We start from the raw sequence: 21,404 nt of genomic DNA, 5'->3' as shown, positions 1-21,404 counted from the left end.
GATCTTCCACTGGATGGAGAGGCGACGCAGCGGCATGGGCTTTCCTTTTCGATCAATGACAACGCCCGCGTTCAGGCGGGCGTTGTTCGGTGGCAGGGGTCAGTCAGCCAGGCAGTTCGGGGGGGCGACCCGGAATGCCTTGGTCAGCCAGGCCAGGTACAGCAACCCGAGGGCAGCCCAGAGACCGCCGAACATCAGCGAATGCTCGTTGAGGTCGAGCCACAGCGAGGCGATGATGCAGAAGCCGATGGTGGGCAACACCAGGTACTTGAAGTGGTCGGCGAAGCCGTTGCGGTTGCCTTCGCGCAGATAGCAGTGGGTGATGACCGACAGGTTGACGAAGCTGAAGGCCACCAGTGCGCCGAAGTTGATGATCGAGGTGGCCGTGACCAGGTCGAAGAAGATCGCCGACAGCGACACCAGGCCGACCACCGCAATGTTCACCACCGGTGTCTTGAAGCGCGGATGCAGCTGGGCGAACACGCCGCTCGGAATCACATTGTCGCGACCCATCACATACAGCAGGCGCGAGACGCTGGTCTGCGACGCCAGGCCCGAAGCGATGGTGTTGATCACCGTGCAGGCGATGAAGATCGACTGGAACAGCTTACCGCCCACGTACAGGGCGATTTCCGGCAGGGCCGCTTCCTGATCATGGAAGCGAGCCATGGTCGGGAAGTATGCCTGGATGAAGTACGACACCAGGATGAACACCACGCCGCCGATCAGGGCGGTGAGGAAGATGGCCCGTGGAATCGTCTTGCCTGGGTCGCGGGTTTCTTCCGACAGGCAGGTGACCGCGTCGAAGCCCAGGAACGAGAAGCAGAGAATCGTCGCGCCAGCGGCGAGGGCGGCGAACTGGGTCTGGTCATCGGCGAACGGGATCATGCTCCAGGTAGTGGCCAGCCCTTCGCCTTGATCCAGACCACGTACGCAGAGGTAGATGAACACCGCGATGATTGCCACCTGGACAATCACGAACAGCAGGTTGAAGTGTGCAACCAGGTTGATACTGCGCATGTTGATCAGGCTGATCAGCGTGACGAAGCCCGCTACCCACATCCACTCCGGCACTTCGGGGAACATGGCGGACAGGTAAAGCTTGGCCAGCAGGGCATTGACCATCGGCAGCAGCAAGTAGTCCAGCAGCGACGACCATCCGACCAGGAAGCCCACATGCGGGTTGATGGCACGCTGGGTGTAGGTGTAAGCCGATCCAGATTGCGGGAAGCGGCGCACCAAGGTGCCGTAGCTCACGGCGGTGAACAGGATGCCGACCAGGGCCAGGATATAGGCGCTGGGCACATGACCGGCTGTGATCCCGGAGACGATGCCGAAAGTGTCGAAGACGGTCATCGGCGTAAGGTAGGCCAGGCCGATGATCACCACGTGCCACAGGCGCAGGGATTTGCGGAACTGGGTGTTGTCCGGAGCGCTGTGGTCAAGCTGCATGCTGGCGCGGCTCCTGAACGTAGGCGTGGACGGCGGGCGTGCTGAGCTGCGCATGCGGCAAGGGCGAGCGGATGGGCTCCATGTTGTTCACCTTTTTTGTTGGAGCTGAGTTAGGCGCGAGCAGCGCGCCCGTGTCGGGGTCCGGCGGGATGGTGCTAGGAGGGCGAAGCGAGCGGATAGGGCTGTTTGGGCATCATCGTGGCGCGACTGTTTTTCTTGGTGGATCGGGCGCTGTGCAAAGTGATGAAAATAAAAAACGATGGGCCGATCCGTGTCAAGTTAAACATGACAAGATGTTGCAATACTGAAATATTTATCGGCTGAAGGCTTGATTTGTTCGATATTTCTGCGTTTTTTTGCGATTTTGAACGATTCGAGTGTCCGTTAAAATTTACGATGCGGAATTGTGCCGTATCCGATGTCGGGCGATTCCCAAATGGCGGCTTTGCGCTGCCCGGCCACCACTGCACGTTCGCGAGGGTGATATTCTTTCAGCCCCACGTGGCAACCCGGCTGTGTGGAAGCCCCTACGGACAGCAATCGGTTCTATTCATGAAGAAATCAATCCGCATTCTTTCCGGCCTGGCCGTCGCCATCGCCGTCGCAACCACCGCTGGCGCCTGGTACACCGGCAAGCAGCTGCCCGCAGAGCTCGAACGCTCCATCGCGGGCGTCAACCAGGACATGCGTCGGGCGCTGGTCGGTGTCGGTGGCAGTGTGACGTTCGAACTCGCCTCGTTGGATCAGCACTTTTTCACCAGCACGGCGCACTACCGCGTCAAAGTCGATGACATCCCGCTACAGGACGGCCAGACGCTCGATTTCGAAGTGGGCGTGATCGATCAGATCGAACACGGCCCGTTCCCCTGGTCGCGGGTCAAGGCATTCAAGCTGCTGCCCGTGCTGGCCACCAGCAACAGCGCATTGGAAAAAGACGACACGACAGCCGCCTGGTTCGAAGCCGCGGGCGGGCAGGCGCCACTGTCGGCGCAGACCAGCCTGGGCTTCGATGGCAGCGTCGACAGCGACATGCAGGTGGCACCGATAAGCATTCAGGATGATACCGGCACCCGCATCGAATTCTCCGGCATGCACCTGCAGGCCTCCGAGGACCGGGAAGGGGCGTCGACCTTCAAGGGTGGCGCCGACAGCTTCGTATTCAAGCTGGTGGGCGCCGATCATCCCCCGGCTACCCTCGAACTCAAAGGCCTGAAAGTCGACGGCAAGCTGGCCACGACCCAGTACGATGCCGTATATGTGGGCAACGTCGACCTGCACCTGGGTGAAGCCAAGGCCACCTTGGGGCCCAAGCAACAGGTGCTGCTGCTCAAGGGGCTGGAGCAGAATGCCTCGCAGGCGTTTGATGGTGCCGAAACCCTGGGTGGGCGGGTGGACTACAAGATCGCCGACATCAGCTGGGATGATCACGCGGTCGGCAGCATGCAGATGGGCGTCAGTCTGCAGTCGCTCAATGCGCCGGCATTGCAAGCGCTATCGCAGTGGTACCAGGTCCATCAGCATGAGTTCGAGCAGGCTGCCGCCGCTGGTCAGCCGTTCCCCGAGATCGACATGGGCGCGGAAGAAAAGGCCCGCTTCCACAGCGACCTGCAAAAGCTGTTGGCGGCGAAACCGAAAATGGCGATCGACAATTTCTCGCTGAAAACCGCCAATGGCGAAAGCCGCTTCAACCTGGGAATGGACTTCGCCAGCCCGACTTCCTTCGACCTGCCAGCCGATCAGTTGGCCAAGCAGTTGATTACCCAGGTGAAGAGCCAGTTGACCCTGTCCAAGCCAATGATCGGCGACCTCGCCACGCTGCGAGCTCTCGTGCAGGGACAGAGCGATGCGCAGACCATTGCCCAGCAAGCCGGCCAAGCCGGCGAGATGGTCGGCATGTTGGCGGTGCAGAGTGGCATGGCGACCGTTCAGGGCAGCGATGTGGTGTCCAGCCTGCACTATGCCGATGGCATGGTCGATTTCAACGGCAAGAAGATGACCCTGGACGAGTTCGTCGCGCTGCTCAACGCCCACGTGGCAGCGCTGCAGCCGCAGGGTTGATGTTCTGATCCCATGGCGGCCCTCTCGTTGGCGGGCCGCTACCGGGTGTATAAAAACCGCTTTTGAATTCCCTCGATTGTCTGTAGCCTTCGGCCTCCGATAATAATCCGTGCCCGCAGAGGGCCGTGATGGCGCGCCAGCCGTCCGGCACCCCTAGCCGATCTGTCAGGGCCGGGTGGTACACTCGACAGACGCGCATGCGCGCCCGCAGGTCCAGCGATCATGACCCAGATTTCCGAACGCCTTTTGGTTCAGGCGCATCTTGACGCCAAGCAGCCCAATCCGCTGACCGCCGAGCAGGAGGCCGATTACCGTGCGGCGATCGCTGCCGAGCTCAAGGCGCAAAACGCTGTGCTGGTAGCCCACTACTATTGCGACCCGGTCATCCAGGCGCTCGCCGAGGAAACCGGCGGTTGCGTGTCCGACTCCCTGGAAATGGCCCGCTTTGGCAAGAACCATCCCGCCGAAACGGTGATCGTCGCTGGCGTGCGGTTCATGGGCGAGACCGCCAAGATCCTCACCCCCGAGAAGCGCGTGCTCATGCCCACCCTGGAAGCGACTTGCTCGCTCGACCTGGGCTGCCCGGTAGAAGAGTTCTCGGCCTTCTGTGACAAGCACCCCGAGCGCACCGTGGTGGTCTACGCCAATACCTCGGCAGCGGTCAAAGCCAGGGCCGACTGGGTGGTGACCTCCAGCTGTGCGCTGGAAATCGTCGAAAGCCTGATGGACAACGGCGAGACCATCATCTGGGGGCCCGACCAACACCTGGGTCGTTACATCCAGAAGCAGACTGGCGCCGACATGTTGTTGTGGGACGGAGCCTGCATCGTCCACGAAGAATTCAAGTCGCGCCAGCTGGCGGACATGAAGGCGCTGTATCCGGACGCGGCGATCCTCGTCCACCCCGAATCGCCGGAAGCGGTCATCGAGCTGGCCGATGCAGTGGGTTCGACCAGTCAGCTGATCAAGGCGGCGCAGACTCTGCCGAACAAGACCTTCATCGTCGCCACCGATCGCGGCATCTTCTACAAGATGCAGCAGCTGTGCCCGGACAAGGTGTTCGTCGAAGCGCCCACGGCGGGGAACGGCGCGGCCTGCCGCAGTTGTGCGCATTGCCCATGGATGGCGATGAATACCCTGGAGCGGGTGCTCGATTGCCTGCGCAAGGGCAGCAACGAGATCTTCGTCGATCCTGCACTGGTACCCAAGGCGATCAAGCCACTCAATCGCATGCTCGACTTTACCCAGGCAGCGCGCCTGAAGTTGTCGGGTAACGCCTGATACCGCTGGGGCCGCTGGGCGGCCCACACGGTCTACCGTCCCATCAGGTCCCGCACCATTCGCTGCTGTTCCATGATTTCCCGTTGGCGCTGGTCGATCTGCGATGCCAGCGGGAAGTTGCCCCCTGCCCGACGTTTGGCGTAATCCAGTTGTTGGATCGCCTGGTCGAAGTCGCCCACCAGCGTGAAGTATTCGGCCCGTGCCCGGTGCAGCCCGATGGTATTGCCCGACAGGCCCCGAACTTCTGCCACGTCGTACCACACGTCCGGGTCGTCAGGTCGGCTCTTGAGCAGGTCGTCGAGTACCTTTTCCGCCTCTGCCGGTTTGTTCTGCTTGACCAGCAGGTCCGCTCGCACCTGTTTGAGAGGGTAGTTGTTCGGGTACAGCCCGCGCATGCGCTCGGCACGTTGCATGGCGTCGGCCAGGCGGTTGTTGGTAATGTCCAGGTCGATCTGCGCCAGGTTGTAGGTGATGTCGTTTGGCGCTGCGGCGAGCAGCGGCTTGAGATTCTCCCGGGCTTCGTTGAGCTGGCCGCCCTTGATCTGTGCCAGTGCCAGGCCGTAGCGGGCGGCATCGAGCTTGGGGTTTTCGTCGAGCTGCGCGCGGAAGCGCTTGGCGGCGAGGCCCGGCGTGCCTTCGTAGGTGAGGGCCACGCGGGCGCGGATCAGTTGGTAGCGCTGGCTGTCCTCGATGCCACCCTTGGGAGCCTGCTCGGCGCGGTTGCGGGTGTCGGCGATACGCGATTCGGTGACCGGGTGAGTCAGCAGAAACTCCGGTGGCTTGGCGTCATAGCGGTATTGCCGGGCCAGACGCTCGAACATGGTCGGCATGTTACGTGGGTCGTAGCCAGCGCGTTCGAGGTTCTGGATGCCGATACGGTCGGCCTCTTGCTCATTCTGCCGCGAAAATCGCCGCTGCTCCTGAATCGCCGCCGCCTGGGTTCCGGCGATCACACCGATACCGGCATCGCCACCACCACCGGCAGCCAGCACGATGCCGGCCAGCAACGCCGCCATCATCGGCAGTTGCATGCGCTGTTGGGCCTCGACGCCGCGGGCGAAGTGGCGTTGCGACAGGTGCGCCAGTTCGTGGGCCAGGACCGAGGCGTACTCGCCTTCGGTCTGGGCGTTGAGGAACAGGCCGCCGTTGACCCCGACGATGCCGCCAGGGGCGGCGAAGGCGTTGAGCTCACGGCTGTCGATGAGGATGAATTCCAGGCGTCGATCCTGTAGCTGGCTGGTCTCGGCCAGTTTGTAAACGCTGGTTTCGACGTAGTCCTTGAGCTGCGGATCGTTCAGCTGGTTGACCTGCCCGCGCAGCAGACTCAGCCAGGCTCGGCCTAGCTGGTGTTCCTGTTGCGGCGAAACGATCGCGGAACTGGCGTCACCCAGGGACGGCAGGTCGTCGGCATGGCCGGGGAGGGCCATCAGGCAGGCCAGCGTCAACAGGGTAGGGCGCAGTAGATTCATGCGTGAAGCTCGCGTCGGATCAAAGCCACTACTGTAGCCCGCTCGCACCTTGGGGACCAGTGGCGCTATCCTAGCGAGCCTGAAAGCCGACTGGCTTGTTCGCCTGTGGAGATCTGTAATGAGTGATACCCCGACCTGCGACGCCGAACTCGACGCCAGCGGGCTCAACTGCCCCCTGCCGCTGCTCAAGGCGAAGATGGAACTCAATCGCCTGGCCAGCGGCGCGGTGCTCAAGGTAACCGCTACCGACGGCGGCTCGCAGCGCGATTTCCGCACTTTCGCCAAGCTCTCCGGTCATACCCTGCTGCACGAAACCGCCGAGGCCGGCACCTACACCTACTGGCTGCGCAAGGCCTGAGCCCCAACCAAGGATCGTCAATGTTCAAAGTGCTTCGCGACTGGATGCAGCGCTACTTCTCCGACGAGGAGGCAGTGGTGCTGGCAGTGTTGCTGGCGGTGGCGTTCACCGTGGTCCTCACCCTGGGCGGCATGCTCGCGCCCGTGCTGGCGGGTATGGTCCTGGCGTTCCTGATGCAGGGTTTGGTCAATGCCCTGGAGCGGCTGCGCATTCCTACTCGAGTCGCGGTGGTGGTGGTATTCGCCCTGTTCATCGGGGCGCTGGCGGTGTTCATGCTGGTGCTGGTGCCGTTACTCTGGCATCAGTTGATCACCCTGTTCAATGAACTGCCCGGGATGCTCGGCAAGTGGCAGTCGCTGCTGTTGCTGTTACCGGAGCGGTACCCGCACCTGGTTTCGGACGAGCAGGTCCTGCATGCCATCGAATCGGTGCGCGGGGAGATCGGCAAGTTCGGCCAATGGGCGTTGACCTTTTCCTTGTCGAGCCTACCGCTGCTGGTCAACGCGATGATCTACCTGGTGCTGGTGCCGATCCTGGTGTTCTTCTTCCTCAAGGACCGTGAACTGATCGGGCGTTGGGTCAGTGGCTACCTGCCACGCCAGCGTGCCTTGCTCAACCGGGTGGGCAGCGAGATGAATCGGCAGATTGCCAACTACATCCGCGGCAAGGGCATCGAGATCCTGATTTGCGGGATCGCCACCTACATCGCCTTCATCAGTCTGGGGCTCAACTACGCCGCCTTGCTGGCGTTGCTGGTCGGGCTTTCGGTGGTGGTGCCGTACGTCGGGGCGGTGGTGGTAACCGTGCCGGTGACTTTGATCGCTCTGTTCCAGTGGGGCTGGGGCGACCAGTTCATCTACTTGATGACCGTGTACGCGATCATCCAGGCGCTCGATGGCAACGTGCTGGTACCGCTGCTGTTCTCCGAGGCGGTGAGCTTGCATCCGGTGGCGATCATCTGCGCAGTGCTGCTGTTCGGCGGGCTATGGGGGTTCTGGGGGATTTTCTTCGCCATCCCGCTGGCGACGCTGATCAAGGCGGTGCTCGATGCCTGGCCGAGGCAGGAGCCTAGCGTTTCGCCGTTGCTCTGAATGAAAAGGGGCCGCGTTGCGGCCCCATCGCTCTCAAGCCTTGTTCAGGGCTTGCGCCGCTTCCAGCACCGCATCGACATGCCCCGGCACCTTCACTCCGCGCCATTCCTGGCGCAGCACGCCATTCTTGTCGATCAGGAAGGTGCTGCGGTCGACGCCCATGTACTCCTTGCCATACAGCTTCTTCAGCTTGATCACGTCGAACAGTTGGCACAGAGCCTCGTCCTTGTCGCTGATCAGCTCGAAGGGGAAGCCCTGCTTGGCCTTGAAGTTCTCGTGCGACTTCAGGCCATCGCGGGAGACACCGAACACCACGGTGTTGGCCGCCTCGAAGGCCGCGTGCTGGTCACGGAAGCCCTGGCCTTCGGTGGTGCAGCCCGGGGTGCTGTCCTTGGGGTAGAAGTACAGCACCACCTGGCGGCCCTTGAGTTCAGCGAGGCTCACGGCCTGGCCGCTGGTGGCCTGGGCCTGGAAGTCGGCGACGGGTTGGTTCAGTTCTACGGCCATGGTGGCTTCCTTACACGGGGTTCTGTGGGCGCCAGGGTTCGATCAGCGCGTCCAGGTTCAGGGCGTCGGCGAAGTCGAGGAACTGGTCGCGCAGCCAGCTGATCTGGGTGCCTGCCGGCAGGATCACGGTGAACTGGGCGTTGAGCATGCTGCTACCGGTCTGCGGCGCCAGGTAGGTATCGCAGGTCATCGCCTCGAGCTCGACGCGGTGGTCGAGGAAGAACTGGCACAGCTCGTTGATGATGTCCGGTCGGTAGGCGGCGCTGACGTAGGCCACGTAGGGCAGGGCTTGGGGGCGCACTTCCTGGTCGGCGCTGCGCACTACGTCGAGGGTCAGGCCATGCTTCTTGCCCAGGCCCGGCAGGGTGGACTCCAGACGCGCAAGGGCGTCCCAGCTACCGCCGACCTGCAGTACCAGCGCGCTGGTCTCGCCGTGGCGGCTCAGGCGCGAGGTAATGACCGCGCAGCGGTTTTCGAACGCAGCACGGCTGAGGACGTTGGCCAGTTCCATGGGGTTCGGCCCCAAGGCACTGATGACGAGAAATTGTTCGCGGACGGTGGGGGTGGACATGCAGCATTCCTAAAGCGATGAGCGGTCGGCGCAGGACGGGCGAAAGCCTCCAGTCGGCAGGGCCCGGGGCTCGCATGCGAGGGGGAGGACGCTGGCCCGGAGCGGGGTCGACGGCCCGGCGGGCCGCGCTGCACCGATCAAAGGATCAAGGGTAGCGAAATAAGGCGCCGAGGGGAATGCTCCGCCTGCCTGCTTCGCTTGTGCAAGGTCGAAGGCGCCAGTACCATTACCGCTCTCTTTTTCCGGCAGGAGCAGTTACATGATTGCGGGCAGTATGGTGGCATTGGTCACACCCATGGATGCACAAGGGCGTCTTGATTGGGACAGCCTGGGCAAACTTGTAGACTTCCACCTGGAAAAGGGCACCCACGCGATCGTCGCTGTCGGCACCACCGGTGAGTCCGCCACCCTGGACGTCGAAGAGCACATCAAGGTCATCGAATTCGTGGTCAAGCGTGTCGCCGGGCGTATCCCGGTCATCGCCGGCACCGGTGCCAACTCCACCAGCGAAGCCGTGCACCTGACCCAGAATGCCAAGAACGCCGGCGCCGATGCCTGCCTGCTGGTGGTTCCGTACTACAACAAGCCGACCCAGGAAGGCCTGTACCAGCACTTCAAGCACATCGCCGAGTCCGTCGACATTCCGCAGATCCTCTACAACGTACCCGGCCGCACCTCCTGCGACATGCAGGCCGAGACTGTGATCCGCCTGTCGAAGGTCAAGAACATCATCGGCATCAAGGAAGCCACCGGCGACCTGGTCCGTGCCAAGGCCATCATCGACGGCGTCGACAAGGACTTCATCGTCATGTCCGGCGATGACCCCACCGCTGTCGAGCTGATCCTGCTCGGTGGCAAGGGCAACATTTCCGTTACCGCCAACGTCGCCCCGCGCGAAATGGCCGATATGTGCGAGGCCGCCCTCGAGGGCAATGCCGAGAAGGCCCGCGCCATCAACGAAAAACTCATGCCGCTGCATAAAGACCTGTTCTGCGAAGCCAACCCGATCCCGGTGAAGTGGGCGCTCGTCGAAATGGGCCTTATGCACAAGGGCATTCGCCTGCCGCTGACCTGGCTGAGCGAAGGTTGTCACGAAAAAGTCCGTACTGCCTTGCGCCAGTCCGGCGTACTGGTTTAAACGAGGAAGTACACCGCATGAAGCGACTGGCTGGTCTTTCCGCCCTTGCCCTGATCATCTCCAGCACCAGTGGGTGTGGCTGGTTGTGGGGCGACGAGGGTTATTTCCGCGACCGCGGCAGCGATTACCTGCAGGCGCACCCGACCGCGCCGATGCAACTGCCGCCGGACGCCAGCAACGTCAAGCGTCTTGACCCGTTGTTGCCGATTCCGCGTAACGTTGCCGACGACCACGCCACCGGCGAGTTCGAGGTGCCGCGCCCGCAGCCGCTTTCGAGTGTTGCCGAAGTCAGCGATTTCAGTCTGCAGCGCAGCGGTTCCAGCCGCTGGGTACTGGCCCAGCGCTCGCCAGCCGAAGTCTGGCCGGTGGCCCACCAGTTCTTCGAGGACAACGGCTTCCGTATTGCCGAAGAACGTCCGCAGACCGGTGAATTCAGCACCACCTGGCAGCGTTTCGACGAACTCTCGGCCGCCCTCGGTCAGCGCCTGGCGAGCACCGCCAGCAGCGGCGACAGCGAGGTCCGCGTGCGTGTCCGCATGGAGCCTGGCGTACAGCGCAATACCTCCGAGGTGTATGTGGTCAGCGTCGAGCGGCCGGCTGGCAGCACCGCCGAGCCTGCATTCCCATCCACGTCCACCAACACGGGCGCAGACGCCCTGCTGGTCGACGAAATGCTCGCCAGCATGAACCGCAGCGCCGAGAAGGGCGGTTCGGTTTCCCTGCTGGCCGCGCGCGATTTCGACGCACCGAGCCGCGTTACCTTGAGCGAGGACGGCAGCGGCAACCCGGTGCTGTTCGTCGGCGCCGACCTGGATCGCGCCTGGTCCAGCGTAGGTCGCGCCTTGGAAGAGGGCGGCCAATGGCGGGTCGAGGACATCAACCGCAGCTTGGGCCTGTACTACATCAACCTGTCCGAAAAACCTGAAGACAAGCAGAACGAGCCTGGCTTCTTCAGCCGTCTGTTCGGCAGCGAGCCGACCAAGGAAGAGCTGGAGGCCCGTGCCGAGCGTTATCAGGTGCGTCTGGCCAAGGTTGGCGAGACCGTGCAGGTCACCGTCGAGAAGAACATCAACACCGTGGCCCCGGCCGATGTCGCCCGCCGTGTGCTGAGCGCCATTCAGGACCACCTGGGCTAAGTGCGCTTCGCGGTACTAGGAAGCGGCAGCCAGGGAAACGGCACGCTGATCGCTCGGGGTGACACGTTCATCCTGGTCGATTGCGGGTTTTCCCTGCGTGAAACCGAGCGGCGCCTGGCGCTGCTCGGGGTACAGGCCTCGCAACTGAGCGCGGTGCTGGTCACCCACGAACATGCCGACCACGTGCATGGGGTGGGCTTGCTGGCGCGGCGCTACAATGTACCGGTCTACCTCAGCCAAGGGACCTTGCGTGGTTTGCGCAAGCCGGTCGAGGTCGCCGGTTTTCTTGCCTGTGGCGATCGCCTGGAAATCGGCGAGCTGCAAGTGAGCGCCGCACGCGTCGAGCATGATGCCTACGAGCCTTTGCAATACGTGTTCAGCGATGGCCGGCGCCGTTTCGGCATGCTGACCGACCTGGGCTCGTACGATGCGTTGTTGCTCGAGCGCTATCAGGGGCTGGACGCATTGCTGATCGAGGCCAATCACTGTCGCGACATGCTCGCCCGAGGGCATTACCCGTACTTCCTCAAGCAGCGGGTAGGCGGGGCCCAAGGGCATTTGAACAATCACCAGGCCGCGCGTCTGGTGGAGGAGTTGGGCTGGAGCAACCTGCAGCACCTGGTGCTGGCCCATCTCAGTAGCAAGAACAACCTGCCACAGTTGGCTCGCCAGTGCTTTGTCGACACCCTCGGGTGCGACCCGGACTGGCTCCAGGTGGCAAATCAGGAACACGGGCTCGACTGGCGCGAAATCGCCTAGCCCAACCACTCAAGCAAGCGGAGCCCATCATGGAAAAACGCGACGAACTCTACCGCGGCAAGGCCAAATCGGTTTACAAGACCGATGACGCCGACCGCTTGATCCTGCTGTTCCGTAACGACACCTCGGCGTTCGACGGCAAGCGCATCGAACAGCTGGACCGCAAGGGCATGGTGAACAACAAGTTCAATGCCTTCATCATGCAAAAGCTCGAAGAAGCCGGCGTGCCGACTCAGTTCGACAAGCTGCTGGGCGACAACGAGTGCCTGGTGAAGAAGCTCGACATGATCCCGGTCGAATGCGTGGTGCGTAATTATGCCGCCGGCAGCCTGGTCAAGCGCCTGGGTGTGGAAGAGGGCATCAAGCTGGAGCCGTCCACCTTCGAACTGTTCCTGAAGAACGATGAGAAAGGCGATCCGTTCATCAACGAATCCCACGTCGTGGCGTTCGGTTGGGGTACCGCCGAGCAGTTGGCCGAGATGAAGAAGTTGTCGCTCAAGGTCAACGAAGTGCTGAGCAAGCTGTTCGACGACGCAGGCCTGCTGCTGGTCGACTTCAAACTGGAGTTCGGTGTGTTCCATGGCCAGATCGTGCTGGGCGACGAGTTCAGCCCGGACGGTTGCCGCCTGTGGGACAAGGAAACCCGCAAGAAGATGGACAAGGACCGCTTCCGTCAGGGGCTGGGTGATGTGATCGAAGCCTACGAAGAAGTTGCCAAGCGCCTGGGCGTGCCGCTGTAAGCGGTTGGTTCACGCAAGCGCCTGATACCACGCGATTTTTTTGCAAATAAAGGTTTGCGTTTTCAGATTTCGCTGGTATGATGCGCGGCATTGGAGAGATGCCGGAGTGGTCGAACGGGACGGATTCGAAATCCGTTGTACTGGCAACAGTACCTAGGGTTCAAATCCCTATCTCTCCGCCATATTGAAAAAGCCCTTATAAATCAATGATTTACAAGGATTTGAAAATGGCGATTTGTAGCAAGGTTTTGTAGCAAAAACCTGACCTGCAGATCGCCATTTTTTTCGTCTGTCATTTGCCCCTACCTGTTGCTCGTTCTGAGCGTCTTTGGCCCTTGTGCCTATCCTGTGCCTCATCCGACCCTGCTGCGTGCTCCTGACGAGCTGCTAGGCCGTTCCTGTGCCTAGTTTAGGATCAGGGTCGTCAACGGTGCGGGGACTTGTACCCGTGCCGGTGGGGACCGGACACGCGTCCGAGGGGTGGTGGCCAATGGCTACTTGTCTGGTACTGCACTGATATATATTCTAAACCGCCGTATCGGATGGTGCGATACAGTTAACTAAGGATAGACTATGAAAAAGCTCCTTCTGGGTATGGTTGTTTCAGTGGCCACACTTAATGCTAATGCCTTTGATGAGCGAGATGCCTCTAAGCTTGTACGTAATTATAGCGAGACTGTTGCTTGTCAACTTGATGATGCTGCCGAATATCAAAAAAACCAATACAAGGCGATAAAACTAAAAGACGGTGACCCTGACGCGTACGGGCTGGGGGAGCTATATGTCGTATTTTGGGAAGGGGATGTTGGTTGCTCCGGTGGTAATGGAACTATTCTCCCGAATTTCACCATGGTAGAGCGTAGTGGATTTGGCAGTGCCAATCCTATAGTTGTTGAAAGGTACATATTTCCTGATCTGGATTTAGTAAAGTTAACTGGAATTTCAGGCGGTAATGGATATCTTAATATTCAAGGTCTTGCCTATGGGGGTAGTGATATGCAACACAAGCCGAGCAAAAAGGTCTCGTATACTTTAATTCTTCATGACTACGAGTTTAAACTTCAATAGTTAAAGTTTAGATGGCCTTCATCTCGGAGCGGGCCTACCTTATGAAAGGGCGGCTCGTTAATGAATCGCTAGATCCTGAGTTGCTTTAGAAGGGTTGACAGGAAAATTTTCGGAGCAAAGCATGAGCGAGCACTCGCTGCATTCTTCATATCGTGAAAAACTAATCGAGCATTTGCTCGTTGGTGAGCTGCTAAAATTTTCTTGGAAGAACAAAAATTTCACTCTTGAAATATCAAAGCCCGAGGTGGATAACTCTGGTTACGACTTAATCGCTGAGGCCAACGGCGTTATTAGGCACATTCAGCTAAAGACTGCTTTTGTTGGGTCAGCAACTGCGACACAAAAAATCCATATTTCGCTGGCAAAGAAACCGTCCGGCTGCGTGGTTTTAGTTTATTTCAATAACGAAACTCTTGAGCTTGGCCCGTATTATTTTTTTGGTGCTGCTCCGGGGTGCCCACTGCCCAGTCTAGAGAATCTGAAAACCGCCAAGCACACAAAAGCCGACTCTTTCGGTGTGAAGGCAGAGAGGCCGAATATCCGTATATTGAATAAAGGTCAATTCAACAAGCTGAATAGCATAAGCGAGTTGTATGTCCATCTATTTGGAGACGGTTTATAAGTGGTAAAGCAGAAGTGAGCGGATACAAGGGTTCGTAGTAGGAAAGCCCCGTTGGGGGCTTTTATAGTGCTTCTCGACATATATGATAGATCCATGGGTAGTCTTGTCTTTGTACCCCGCGACTGTACTTGTATCCGCCAATATTCATGCTTGAATAGTAGCCGCGAGTACCATAAATTTCGTTGTCGTAAAGCGTCTGTCCATTCCAACGTATCATAGTGCTGTTGGTGTAGAGATGTGACCATGTGTACTTGTTAATGTCATAGAGGCACTCTTTAGTTACCTTCGTACCAGTGGCGGTTCTGGTGGATGAAACGGTAATGTTCTGGGCTTCCGTGATAGGTGATCCAACGTTACGAATCGCCTTTGTGGTCGTTTCCTGTTCACGATCTTGTCTTGAACGGGTTTGAGCCTGTTTACAGTCAGTGGCTGTTTGGGTGAAGGATTGACCAATTGTAACAGTGGATGTTGCTGGTGACCAGTTGGTGCAGCCAGTAACGGCTCCACTGTTCACCCAAGCTGTGTAGGTTGGAGTAGTGGCTACCCAAGTCTCTTTTGAACCAGTTGCAGATCTTGTTGAAGAAGTAGTGATGGTTTGGTTTTCGGTAACTGCGGTGCCCTTGTTACGAATAGCATTGGTGGTGGTTTCCTGTTCACGGTCTTGCCTTGAGCGGGTTTGAGCCTGTTTACAGTCAGTGGCTGTTTGGGTGAAGGATTGACCAATTGTAACAGTGGATGTTGCTGGTGACCAGTTGGTGCAGCCAGTAACGGCTCCACTGTTTACCCAAGCTGTATAGGTTGGAGTAGTGGCTACCCAAGTCTCTTTTGAACCAGTTGCAGATCTTGTTGAAGAAGCAGTGATGGTTTGGTTTTCGGTAACTGCGGTGCCCTTGTTACGAATAGCATTGGTGGTGGTTTCCTGTTCACGGTCTTGCCTTGAGCGGGTTTGAGCCTGTTCACAGTCAGTGGCTGTTTGGGTGAAGGATTGACCAGTTGTGACGGTAGACGTTGCTGGTGACCAGTTGGTGCAGCCAGTAACGGCTCCACTGTTTACCCAAGCTGTATAAGTTGGAGTAGTGGCTACCCAAGACTCTTTTGAACCAACAGCTTCTTGGGTACTACTGACAGTTATAACCTGCATTTGTGAATAAATCTCACCTATGTTACGGATACTGCCAGATAGCTCATCGATTTGCCTGTCTTGAACTGTTCTAATTTGATTCTGCTTACAGTCAGTGGCTGTTTGGGTAAAAGATTTTCCTACGGTGATATCTGAATTAGATGGTGCCCAGTTAGAGCAAGAGTGAATATCTCCTGTATTTTCCCATTCACCAAAAACTGGATCGGTTGTTATCCAGCTGTAGAACGTGACGTTGTTCTGCTGGATCGGTATTTTTACGGTAAACTCTGCTTGGGCTGCACCAGTAATTATTGTGGTTAATATTGCAATGGTTAATTTGTTCATTGTGATTTTTATTGTTAGTTACTAACAATTTACCACGACTTGAGGGAAATGGAAGATGCTTTGAGGATATAGCCATGTAAGCCTCTGCTTACATGGTGGTTGATTTAAGTTCTTCTATTTTGAGTTTCTTGAATGCTTCTGCATCTTCGTCAATTTTTCTTTTGGCTTCTCTCCATAGCTCTTTGTATGTGTCGTCGTGCCTTGAAACTATTAGGGTTACAATGTCGTCTAAGTTCTGCTGTTTTACCTTGTTATTTGCTCTTCCAAACTCTTTCACCAATACATCATTAGAGATGGACTTGTAGCCTGAAAATCCGGTTATTAGCTTTTTTGCAAGGCTTGATGTCAGCCTTAAATTAGGATATTCCTCCATTTCTATTGTTTTTAGGAGGCCGACTAAAAATTTTTGACGTTCTCTTCTTTTGAATCCACCCACCATACCGCCTATCTTTCCTGCTATTTCTGCTCTTTTCATATATTTTCCTATGCTGTTTTAAATACAAATAGCATAGGTTTAAAATAAGTCAATGTTTCAGGGATATATCTCCGAAGGATTACGCTAGCTTTTGGCGAGCCGCCAATCGGAGGCAGGTTTTTTAAATTTTCAATTTTTTACGTGACCTATTCCCCACGTTCAATCTTGAAATTAAAACTGGAGAGATTTTTGAAAATTCGATTTGATTTTTTAGTAGGGGTTAATTGCAAATCTCAACTAACTAAAGTGCGATAGAGTCGAACCATAAACTCGAATAAGGTTGAACGATAAAAATATTTTCATTTTACTATTGACAACGTTTTTTGCCGTAATTAAGCCATAAAGTGATGGTCGGAAAAATCGAGTTATCAATAATTTGATATAAAGTTGTAAAAAATTTTCAAGATTTTTTTTGAAAATAGCATTTTAATGCTTGCGGGTCGATGGCGTTGGTTTTTATCGAAAATGACCTGTTTTGGGTTTATGACAAAAATACAGGTTTTTGGAGGATTGAAGTGGGCTGCTGTGGTGGGTTGTCCTATGGGATTTGATATGTATGTATACATACATATAGCTTCGGGGATATATCTCCAAACCTATGTAGGCTATGCGGTGGGGTAGTGCGAAATTAAGGCGTTATGGCGTGTCTTTCACTTTGTGCGAGGTTTTGTATCAATTGAGCGAAAACGGCCCCATTTGACCCGTTTCCGTGAGTGATACGGCTATTGAGGTGTCGGTGGGTATGTACGTGGGTGTATATGGGTAGGAATGGGAGGAAAGGAGGGAGGGGAGGAAGAAGAAACACCCTCACCGGGTGCTATTATCTGATATAGGCTTTTGTCTCACCACTATAATGCTAACTTCGATTTTGTAGCCTGTACCAAGTTGCTCTACTAATTCCCAGTACATCCCAAGGTCTGCCATTTGCAGTAGTTGTTGCAGGTCTTCCACCTTTCTTACCTCTGAAAGACTGCATTTCGCTTGTATGGGTTCTGGCGACATAATCGTCAAAGGTGCCTCTGGTAAAGTTTCGATGCGTCCACTTCGCTACGCTCTTGGCTGTGTGTTTTACTTCGGAAATATCCAAGGGTGTGGAGAAATTGACGTTGTAGCCTATGGCTCTGTCAAGACAAGCATTAAGCCATTGGTTGTAGTCGGGCCACCCTTGGCGGATGGCTTTGTATGCCCACGCTCTTAACTCATCGAAAAGCATACAGTTACGACCAAGACCATAGTCCTCCACGGGCTTCACTTTGGCCTTTTCAGGGGTGAGATCGATGTAGTCGGCAAGATCGTCCAGCGTGTATGGGGTGGATTCCCATTCTTGGACGATCCAATGTGAGTTGATCGGGTTCTTGCAGATCAGGCCGGAGTAGCCTCTGTCTGCTCCCAGAAGGTTACGCAATGCTGCTTCGATGGCTGCAGCGTAGCGTAAAGGGGCTGTTTTAGCGTCGATTGCGGTTCGGATAGGGGTTTGTAGCAGGTAGAGCAAATGGGCGTGCCCATTGGCTGGATTTCGAGCGATTAGGTTAGGGGCAGGTGCTCCAACGTCATCCCAGTGCATTCCGGCGTTGGATCTGTCGAGGTCGAAAACCATCCAGTATCTATGGGTAGGGCCGTTTGGTTGGACCAATCGAGCAAGTTTTGCTTTTTCTTTTTTATTGATTTTTAGGCCACTGACTAAATCGTCTGTGTGATAAGGTCTATTTGGTAAGTAGTCCTCAAATATTTTTACGCATCCCATCGTTATCCTCTTCTAATATTAAATTTAGAAAAAGAAAACCTTGAGAATGGACTTGACAATATTTTATTTGGTGATTAAATGGAGGTGTAAGTTTTATAAAATATTGTTATATGTATGTATGTCTTGCCACCTTCCCCAAGGTGGTTTTCTTTTTCTGTTCTATTCAAATTGCCATATATTGTTGTTTTGTCAAATTTGAATAGTAAAAAGCCCGCTCTTTGGCGGGTTTTTATTGCCTGTGGTTTCGAATTAGCAAATGAATCCTAATGTGATAAAATGTTAGTAATTAACAATTACAGCTACTATGAATAAGATTATTTAATACACGTTTCGCTGATGAGGTAGAAGACAAATTAATGAGGTTGGTTGACGAGTACAGTAAAAGTCTCGAAAAAGAATTTAAAGCAGAGGGTGCTTTTGTAGGGCTTAACGGATTGCTCTTCGTTAAACGAGCAAAAGACAAGATGGCATCTATAGGGCTGGATGTTGGAGGTAAAGACTTGCACTTGTTGTTGGCAAAAAAAGCCCGCACTAGGCGGGCAAATGTCGATCAAGTAGGAAAATCCATTCCTCGTAGACGGACGGATCATACCTGAGAGCAAAAGGCTCGTCAATTAGTCGAAGATTTATTGCGAAATAAAGTATGGCCTAACAAAATATCCTTAAAGAATTATGAGTTGTTGCCGATATTGTCGTTACATACCATTGGGTTTAAAGATGAAAGGAGGGATTATGAGCTTGAGAAATATGAATATCGGGAGTCGGGCTGGCCTCGGCTTTACGATAATTGGGTTATTGGTTTTGGCGATGGGGTTGATTGCTCTGTTCCAAGCCAACGAGATGGATGACGCGACTGCTGAAATCCGTGTCGAGTGGTTGCCAGCGGTGCAGGACGTGGGAGAGATTGGTAGTGGTCTGGGGCGTACCAGAGCGTTGACGCTCAGGACGCTTACCATGAAAGAAGGCGATCAGTTAAAAGAAACGGTTGGTTTGGTAAGACGTATCAATCAAGAAATATCCGCTTTTTTAATTAATTATGAAAAAGGAATAGACTCACCTGATGATCGAAAGCTGTTTGAGGACTTCAAAAGTTCTTACGCCAAATATTTATCCTATCAAGAGCGGATACTGGATGGTGTACTTGCGTCAGTAGAACGTGGTGATGAGATTGAAGTGGCTAATGGGCCGCTTGCTAGTGCAGCGGATCAGATGATGGCTGCCTTGAATAAACTGATCAAGTTTAATGAGCAAGGTGCTGTTCACGCCGCCGATCAGACAAGAAAAGCATTCGATGCTGCAGTGTTTATGATTGTTGTAGCGTTGATCCTGATCTTGATGCTAATGGTCGTAATTGCTATCGTGTTGACTCGGAGCATTGTGTCTCCACTATCTGAGGCAGTTATAGTTGCTGATAGAGTTTCCAGTGGTGATCTTACTCAAAATATTCATGTTACTGGAAGCGATGAGCCTGCTCATCTGCTGATTGCTTTGAAGCGGATGCAAGATAGTCTGCATGAGACAATAGAGAAAATTTCTGAATCGTCCAATATGCTTGCCTCTGCCTCGGAAGAGCTACATGCTGTAACTGAGGATACGAATCGCGGACTTAATCAGCAAAGTGCTGAAATTGACCAAGCAGCTACGGCAGTTAATCAGATGACAGCAGCGGTTGAAGAGGTGGCTCGCAACGCTGTTAATACTGCTGATGACTCAAAAGCTGCTGATAAGAGCACCTATCAAGGTCGAGAAAAGGTTAGTCAGGCTTTAGAGTCTATTAACCGGCTTGTTGGTAACGTTTCTGATACTTCGGAAGAGGTTAAGTTGTTGGCACAAAATGCCAATGAGATTAGTCAGGTCTTGGTAGTGATTCGCTCAATTGCGGAACAGACCAACCTGTTAGCACTTAATGCTGCAATTGAAGCTGCTCGGGCTGGTGAAGCTGGTCGAGGGTTTGCAGTTGTAGCTGATGAAGTAAGGGCACTGGCCTATCGTACTCAACAATCGACAGGCGAAATTGAAAAAATGATTGAAGGGATTCAATCTGGTACTGATCGTGCGGTTGATGCTATGAATGAGAGCCAAGAGCGAGCTAATGGCACGTTGCAGGTGGCTCGGGAGGCTAATGATGCTCTGGACGTGATTGGTGAGGCTATTGCTTCGATAAATCAAAAGAATTTGGTTATTGCCAGTGCCTCTGAAGAGCAAGCACAGGTTGCCCGTGAGGTAGACAAAAATCTTGTGAATATCAGAGATTTGTCAATGCAAACTTCTGCTGGAGCAAATCAGACGAACGCATCCAGTCAAGAGCTATCGCGTCTTGCCGTGGATTTACATGCGATGGTTTCAAAGTTCAGGCTTCGAATGCGGCAATAGAGCGTAAAAGCGTTAAAGCCCCATCTCGGGGCTTTTTTATTTCTGGAGGTTTAAAAGCTCTGTCAGTTTCTGGTTTTTTTGCTTCTCTTCCTCTAACGCGGTTTCTGCAATTTTCCGATAGGTCATTTCATCAAGTAGTTCACCTGCTTGATCAAGATTGATTTTCTTCGCAAGGTCAAGGTCATATCGTAGTTGTTCATTTTCATTGATAAGGGTTTGAGTTTTTTCTCCAAGCTCTGACTTCTCTGTATTCCAAGCCTTTTGAGCTTTTCTGAGGTTTTCACCTGCAGCGTGTTCTGCAATGCTCCAAAGCGTTGCCGTCGCTTCACTGATGGCTTTCTGAAAGGTTTCAGAGCCGTTTGACTGGTCGGATTTCTCCGCGTCCATTTCTTTACGCCATTGCCTCATTGCTTCACTGGTCGTATTCATATCTGTCTTAGCTATGGCTCGGACTTGGTGAACTGTTGGATATGATTTTTTACCATTTGTCATATACAACTCTGTAGCTACGTTGAAAATTCTTTCTAATACTGTGTTGTTCATTTATTTCCTCCTAATAATAAGAATAATAAGTACTGAATTATTATTGCTACTACAATAATAAGAAGAATAATATCGTTATTATTTTCGTTATCAATGAGTCTTGTGGCTTGCACCAAAGGGTGGAAGCCCAGCAGAATCAAGGAAAACTCAGAGGGATAGCGAGAATAATATCTTATTATCTTCCTTGTGATAATAAGAATAATTAAGTTGTTATTATTGTTATTGCAATAATAATGATAATAGTGACTTATTATTGCTATTATTAAATCATATAAAAATAGAGTTTCAAGGGGTGAGGCTAAAAATACTATTGTGCTATATGATGTATCGTATCCTCCAAGAGCAGAAAACCGCACTATGCGGTTATTGATATGGGTCGTAAGGGTCTTGAAATGGGCTTGGCGGTTTGGGTTTTAGTAGTCTTCTCTTTCTGGCCGCTTTTGCCTGCTCGGCTTCTTCTTTGTCAAATTCAACCACTTGAATCGCCCCTGGTTTCCTAGACACTCTCCAAGCTCAGGAAATAGCGTTTCTCATACTCTATTGGAGACAGCTGC

The 21,404-nt window shown here is 54.6% G+C and carries 21 protein-coding genes, 1 tRNA gene and 1 pseudogene; 15 read left to right on the top strand and 8 right to left on the bottom strand.

What is annotated here, in order from left to right; genetic code table 11:
• Positions 1-99: 99 nt before the first annotated feature.
• Entirely contained in the window at positions 100-1,452 is a 1,353-nt protein-coding gene (locus KY379_RS06475) for an APC family permease (RefSeq protein WP_261239531.1), read from the bottom strand.
• Between the two features lie 80 nt (positions 1,453-1,532).
• Here KY379_RS06475 and KY379_RS06470 point away from each other — a divergent pair, with 80 nt between their 5' ends.
• From KY379_RS06470 to nadA, 3 genes are all read left to right on the top strand, one after another.
• Positions 1,533-1,760 (top strand): hypothetical protein, encoded by a 228-nt coding sequence (locus tag KY379_RS06470; RefSeq protein ID WP_261239532.1) that lies wholly within the window; start codon positions 1,533-1,535, stop codon positions 1,758-1,760.
• Positions 1,761-2,004: 244 nt separating this feature from the next.
• A complete protein-coding gene (locus tag KY379_RS06465) occupies positions 2,005-3,510 on the top strand; it encodes a YdgA family protein (protein ID WP_261239533.1) in 1,506 nt (501 codons plus the stop codon).
• A gap of 222 nt (positions 3,511-3,732) precedes the next feature.
• Positions 3,733-4,791, top strand: a complete 1,059-nt coding sequence (gene nadA / locus KY379_RS06460) for a quinolinate synthase NadA (protein ID WP_196172171.1) — start codon at positions 3,733-3,735, stop codon at positions 4,789-4,791.
• Between the two features lie 32 nt (positions 4,792-4,823).
• On the opposite strand, the gene KY379_RS06455 is transcribed toward nadA, so the two are convergent.
• On the bottom strand, positions 4,824-6,260 hold the full coding sequence (locus KY379_RS06455; RefSeq protein ID WP_133327913.1) for a M48 family metalloprotease: 1,437 nt from the start codon (positions 6,258-6,260) through the stop codon (positions 4,824-4,826).
• Between the two features lie 118 nt (positions 6,261-6,378).
• On the opposite strand from KY379_RS06455, the gene KY379_RS06450 reads away from it, so the two are divergent.
• Both KY379_RS06450 and KY379_RS06445 read left to right on the top strand, forming a co-directional pair.
• On the top strand, positions 6,379-6,618 hold the full coding sequence (locus tag KY379_RS06450; protein ID WP_133327915.1) for a sulfurtransferase TusA family protein: 240 nt from the start codon (positions 6,379-6,381) through the stop codon (positions 6,616-6,618).
• A gap of 20 nt (positions 6,619-6,638) precedes the next feature.
• Entirely contained in the window at positions 6,639-7,709 is a 1,071-nt protein-coding gene (locus tag KY379_RS06445) for an AI-2E family transporter (RefSeq protein WP_261239534.1), read from the top strand.
• 33 nt (positions 7,710-7,742) lie between these two features.
• Here the strand turns inward: KY379_RS06445 and KY379_RS06440 are convergent, their stop codons facing one another.
• The gene (locus tag KY379_RS06440; RefSeq protein ID WP_133327919.1) at positions 7,743-8,216 is read right to left on the bottom strand and encodes a peroxiredoxin; all 474 of its coding nucleotides are present in this window, start codon (positions 8,214-8,216) and stop codon (positions 7,743-7,745) included.
• 10 nt (positions 8,217-8,226) lie between these two features.
• Positions 8,227-8,787, bottom strand: a complete 561-nt coding sequence (locus KY379_RS06435; protein WP_133327921.1) for a glycine cleavage system protein R — start codon at positions 8,785-8,787, stop codon at positions 8,227-8,229.
• Positions 8,788-9,046: 259 nt separating this feature from the next.
• Here KY379_RS06435 and dapA point away from each other — a divergent pair, with 259 nt between their 5' ends.
• The 7 genes from dapA (at position 9,047) to KY379_RS06400 (ending at position 14,250) form a co-directional block, all read left to right on the top strand.
• A complete protein-coding gene (dapA, locus tag KY379_RS06430; RefSeq protein ID WP_133327923.1) occupies positions 9,047-9,925 on the top strand; it encodes a 4-hydroxy-tetrahydrodipicolinate synthase in 879 nt (292 codons plus the stop codon).
• Between the two features lie 17 nt (positions 9,926-9,942).
• Positions 9,943-11,061, top strand: coding sequence for an outer membrane protein assembly factor BamC (bamC, locus tag KY379_RS06425; RefSeq protein WP_133327925.1), 1,119 nt, complete (start codon positions 9,943-9,945; stop codon positions 11,059-11,061).
• Complete coding sequence (locus KY379_RS06420) at positions 11,062-11,820, top strand: MBL fold metallo-hydrolase (protein WP_133327927.1); 759 nt, start codon at positions 11,062-11,064, stop codon at positions 11,818-11,820.
• A 29-nt stretch (positions 11,821-11,849) separates the two neighbouring features.
• Positions 11,850-12,560 (top strand): phosphoribosylaminoimidazolesuccinocarboxamide synthase, encoded by a 711-nt coding sequence (gene purC / locus KY379_RS06415; protein ID WP_004375217.1) that lies wholly within the window; start codon positions 11,850-11,852, stop codon positions 12,558-12,560.
• Positions 12,561-12,652: 92 nt separating this feature from the next.
• Positions 12,653-12,742, top strand: a tRNA-Ser gene (locus KY379_RS06410).
• A 391-nt stretch (positions 12,743-13,133) separates the two neighbouring features.
• Positions 13,134-13,628 carry a hypothetical protein gene (locus KY379_RS06405; protein ID WP_261239535.1) on the top strand — a complete coding sequence of 165 codons (495 nt, stop codon included), beginning with the start codon at positions 13,134-13,136 and terminating at the stop codon, positions 13,626-13,628.
• 121 nt (positions 13,629-13,749) lie between these two features.
• Complete coding sequence (locus KY379_RS06400; protein WP_261239536.1) at positions 13,750-14,250, top strand: hypothetical protein; 501 nt, start codon at positions 13,750-13,752, stop codon at positions 14,248-14,250.
• 61 nt (positions 14,251-14,311) lie between these two features.
• Here KY379_RS06400 and KY379_RS06395 read toward each other — a convergent pair whose 3' ends face one another.
• The 3 genes from KY379_RS06395 to KY379_RS06385 all read right to left on the bottom strand — a co-directional run bounded on the left by KY379_RS06395 (position 14,312) and on the right by KY379_RS06385 (position 17,934).
• On the bottom strand, positions 14,312-15,715 hold the full coding sequence (locus KY379_RS06395) for a hypothetical protein (RefSeq protein ID WP_261261826.1): 1,404 nt from the start codon (positions 15,713-15,715) through the stop codon (positions 14,312-14,314).
• An 88-nt stretch (positions 15,716-15,803) separates the two neighbouring features.
• Positions 15,804-16,190, bottom strand: coding sequence for a hypothetical protein (locus KY379_RS06390; protein WP_261242593.1), 387 nt, complete (start codon positions 16,188-16,190; stop codon positions 15,804-15,806).
• A gap of 856 nt (positions 16,191-17,046) precedes the next feature.
• A complete protein-coding gene (locus KY379_RS06385; protein WP_261242604.1) occupies positions 17,047-17,934 on the bottom strand; it encodes a replication initiation protein in 888 nt (295 codons plus the stop codon).
• 356 nt (positions 17,935-18,290) lie between these two features.
• Here KY379_RS06385 and KY379_RS06380 point away from each other — a divergent pair, with 356 nt between their 5' ends.
• The 3 genes and pseudogenes from KY379_RS06380 (at position 18,291) to KY379_RS27340 (ending at position 20,307) form a co-directional block, all read left to right on the top strand.
• Positions 18,291-18,530, top strand: coding sequence for a hypothetical protein (locus KY379_RS06380; RefSeq protein ID WP_261242606.1), 240 nt, complete (start codon positions 18,291-18,293; stop codon positions 18,528-18,530).
• Between the two features lie 76 nt (positions 18,531-18,606).
• Positions 18,607-19,440, top strand: a pseudogene (locus tag KY379_RS27345) (MCP four helix bundle domain-containing protein); the annotation flags it as partial.
• Positions 19,432-20,307, top strand: a complete 876-nt coding sequence (locus tag KY379_RS27340) for a methyl-accepting chemotaxis protein (RefSeq protein ID WP_404821199.1) — start codon at positions 19,432-19,434, stop codon at positions 20,305-20,307. The pseudogene KY379_RS27345 and the gene KY379_RS27340, both read left to right, overlap by 9 nt.
• Positions 20,308-20,343: 36 nt before the next feature.
• Here the strand turns inward: KY379_RS27340 and KY379_RS06370 are convergent, their stop codons facing one another.
• Positions 20,344-20,850, bottom strand: coding sequence for a DNA-binding protein (locus KY379_RS06370; RefSeq protein ID WP_078473297.1), 507 nt, complete (start codon positions 20,848-20,850; stop codon positions 20,344-20,346).
• Between the last annotated feature and the right edge of the window lie 554 nt (positions 20,851-21,404).

The organism is Pseudomonas sp. HD6422 (genome assembly GCF_025377065.1).
Lineage (GTDB): Bacteria > Pseudomonadota > Gammaproteobacteria > Pseudomonadales > Pseudomonadaceae > Aquipseudomonas > Aquipseudomonas putida_U.
The sequence above is the reverse complement of the archived record's forward strand: the minus strand, read 5'-3'. Positions and strand labels throughout refer to the sequence as shown.

Bases quoted from the DNA above. Each gene is read 5' to 3' on its own strand.
- KY379_RS06475 (WP_261239531.1), bottom strand. From the start codon at position 1,452: ATGCAGCTTGACCACAGCGCTCCGGACAACACCCAGTTCCGCAAATCC.
- KY379_RS06470 (WP_261239532.1), top strand. From the start codon at position 1,533: ATGTTGTTCACCTTTTTTGTTGGAGCTGAGTTAGGCGCGAGCAGCGCG.
- KY379_RS06465 (WP_261239533.1), top strand. From the start codon at position 2,005: ATGAAGAAATCAATCCGCATTCTTTCCGGCCTGGCCGTCGCCATCGCC.
- nadA (WP_196172171.1), top strand. From the start codon at position 3,733: ATGACCCAGATTTCCGAACGCCTTTTGGTTCAGGCGCATCTTGACGCC.
- KY379_RS06455 (WP_133327913.1), bottom strand. From the start codon at position 6,260: ATGAATCTACTGCGCCCTACCCTGTTGACGCTGGCCTGCCTGATGGCC.
- KY379_RS06450 (WP_133327915.1), top strand. From the start codon at position 6,379: ATGAGTGATACCCCGACCTGCGACGCCGAACTCGACGCCAGCGGGCTC.
- KY379_RS06445 (WP_261239534.1), top strand. From the start codon at position 6,639: ATGTTCAAAGTGCTTCGCGACTGGATGCAGCGCTACTTCTCCGACGAG.
- KY379_RS06440 (WP_133327919.1), bottom strand. From the start codon at position 8,216: ATGGCCGTAGAACTGAACCAACCCGTCGCCGACTTCCAGGCCCAGGCC.
- KY379_RS06435 (WP_133327921.1), bottom strand. From the start codon at position 8,787: ATGTCCACCCCCACCGTCCGCGAACAATTTCTCGTCATCAGTGCCTTG.
- dapA (WP_133327923.1), top strand. From the start codon at position 9,047: ATGATTGCGGGCAGTATGGTGGCATTGGTCACACCCATGGATGCACAA.
- bamC (WP_133327925.1), top strand. From the start codon at position 9,943: ATGAAGCGACTGGCTGGTCTTTCCGCCCTTGCCCTGATCATCTCCAGC.
- purC (WP_004375217.1), top strand. From the start codon at position 11,850: ATGGAAAAACGCGACGAACTCTACCGCGGCAAGGCCAAATCGGTTTAC.
- KY379_RS06405 (WP_261239535.1), top strand. From the start codon at position 13,134: ATGAAAAAGCTCCTTCTGGGTATGGTTGTTTCAGTGGCCACACTTAAT.
- KY379_RS06400 (WP_261239536.1), top strand. From the start codon at position 13,750: ATGAGCGAGCACTCGCTGCATTCTTCATATCGTGAAAAACTAATCGAG.
- KY379_RS06395 (WP_261261826.1), bottom strand. From the start codon at position 15,715: ATGAACAAATTAACCATTGCAATATTAACCACAATAATTACTGGTGCA.
- KY379_RS06390 (WP_261242593.1), bottom strand. From the start codon at position 16,190: ATGAAAAGAGCAGAAATAGCAGGAAAGATAGGCGGTATGGTGGGTGGA.
- KY379_RS06385 (WP_261242604.1), bottom strand. From the start codon at position 17,934: ATGGGATGCGTAAAAATATTTGAGGACTACTTACCAAATAGACCTTAT.
- KY379_RS06380 (WP_261242606.1), top strand. From the start codon at position 18,291: ATGAGGTTGGTTGACGAGTACAGTAAAAGTCTCGAAAAAGAATTTAAA.
- KY379_RS27340 (WP_404821199.1), top strand. From the start codon at position 19,432: ATGCAAGATAGTCTGCATGAGACAATAGAGAAAATTTCTGAATCGTCC.
- KY379_RS06370 (WP_078473297.1), bottom strand. From the start codon at position 20,850: ATGAACAACACAGTATTAGAAAGAATTTTCAACGTAGCTACAGAGTTG.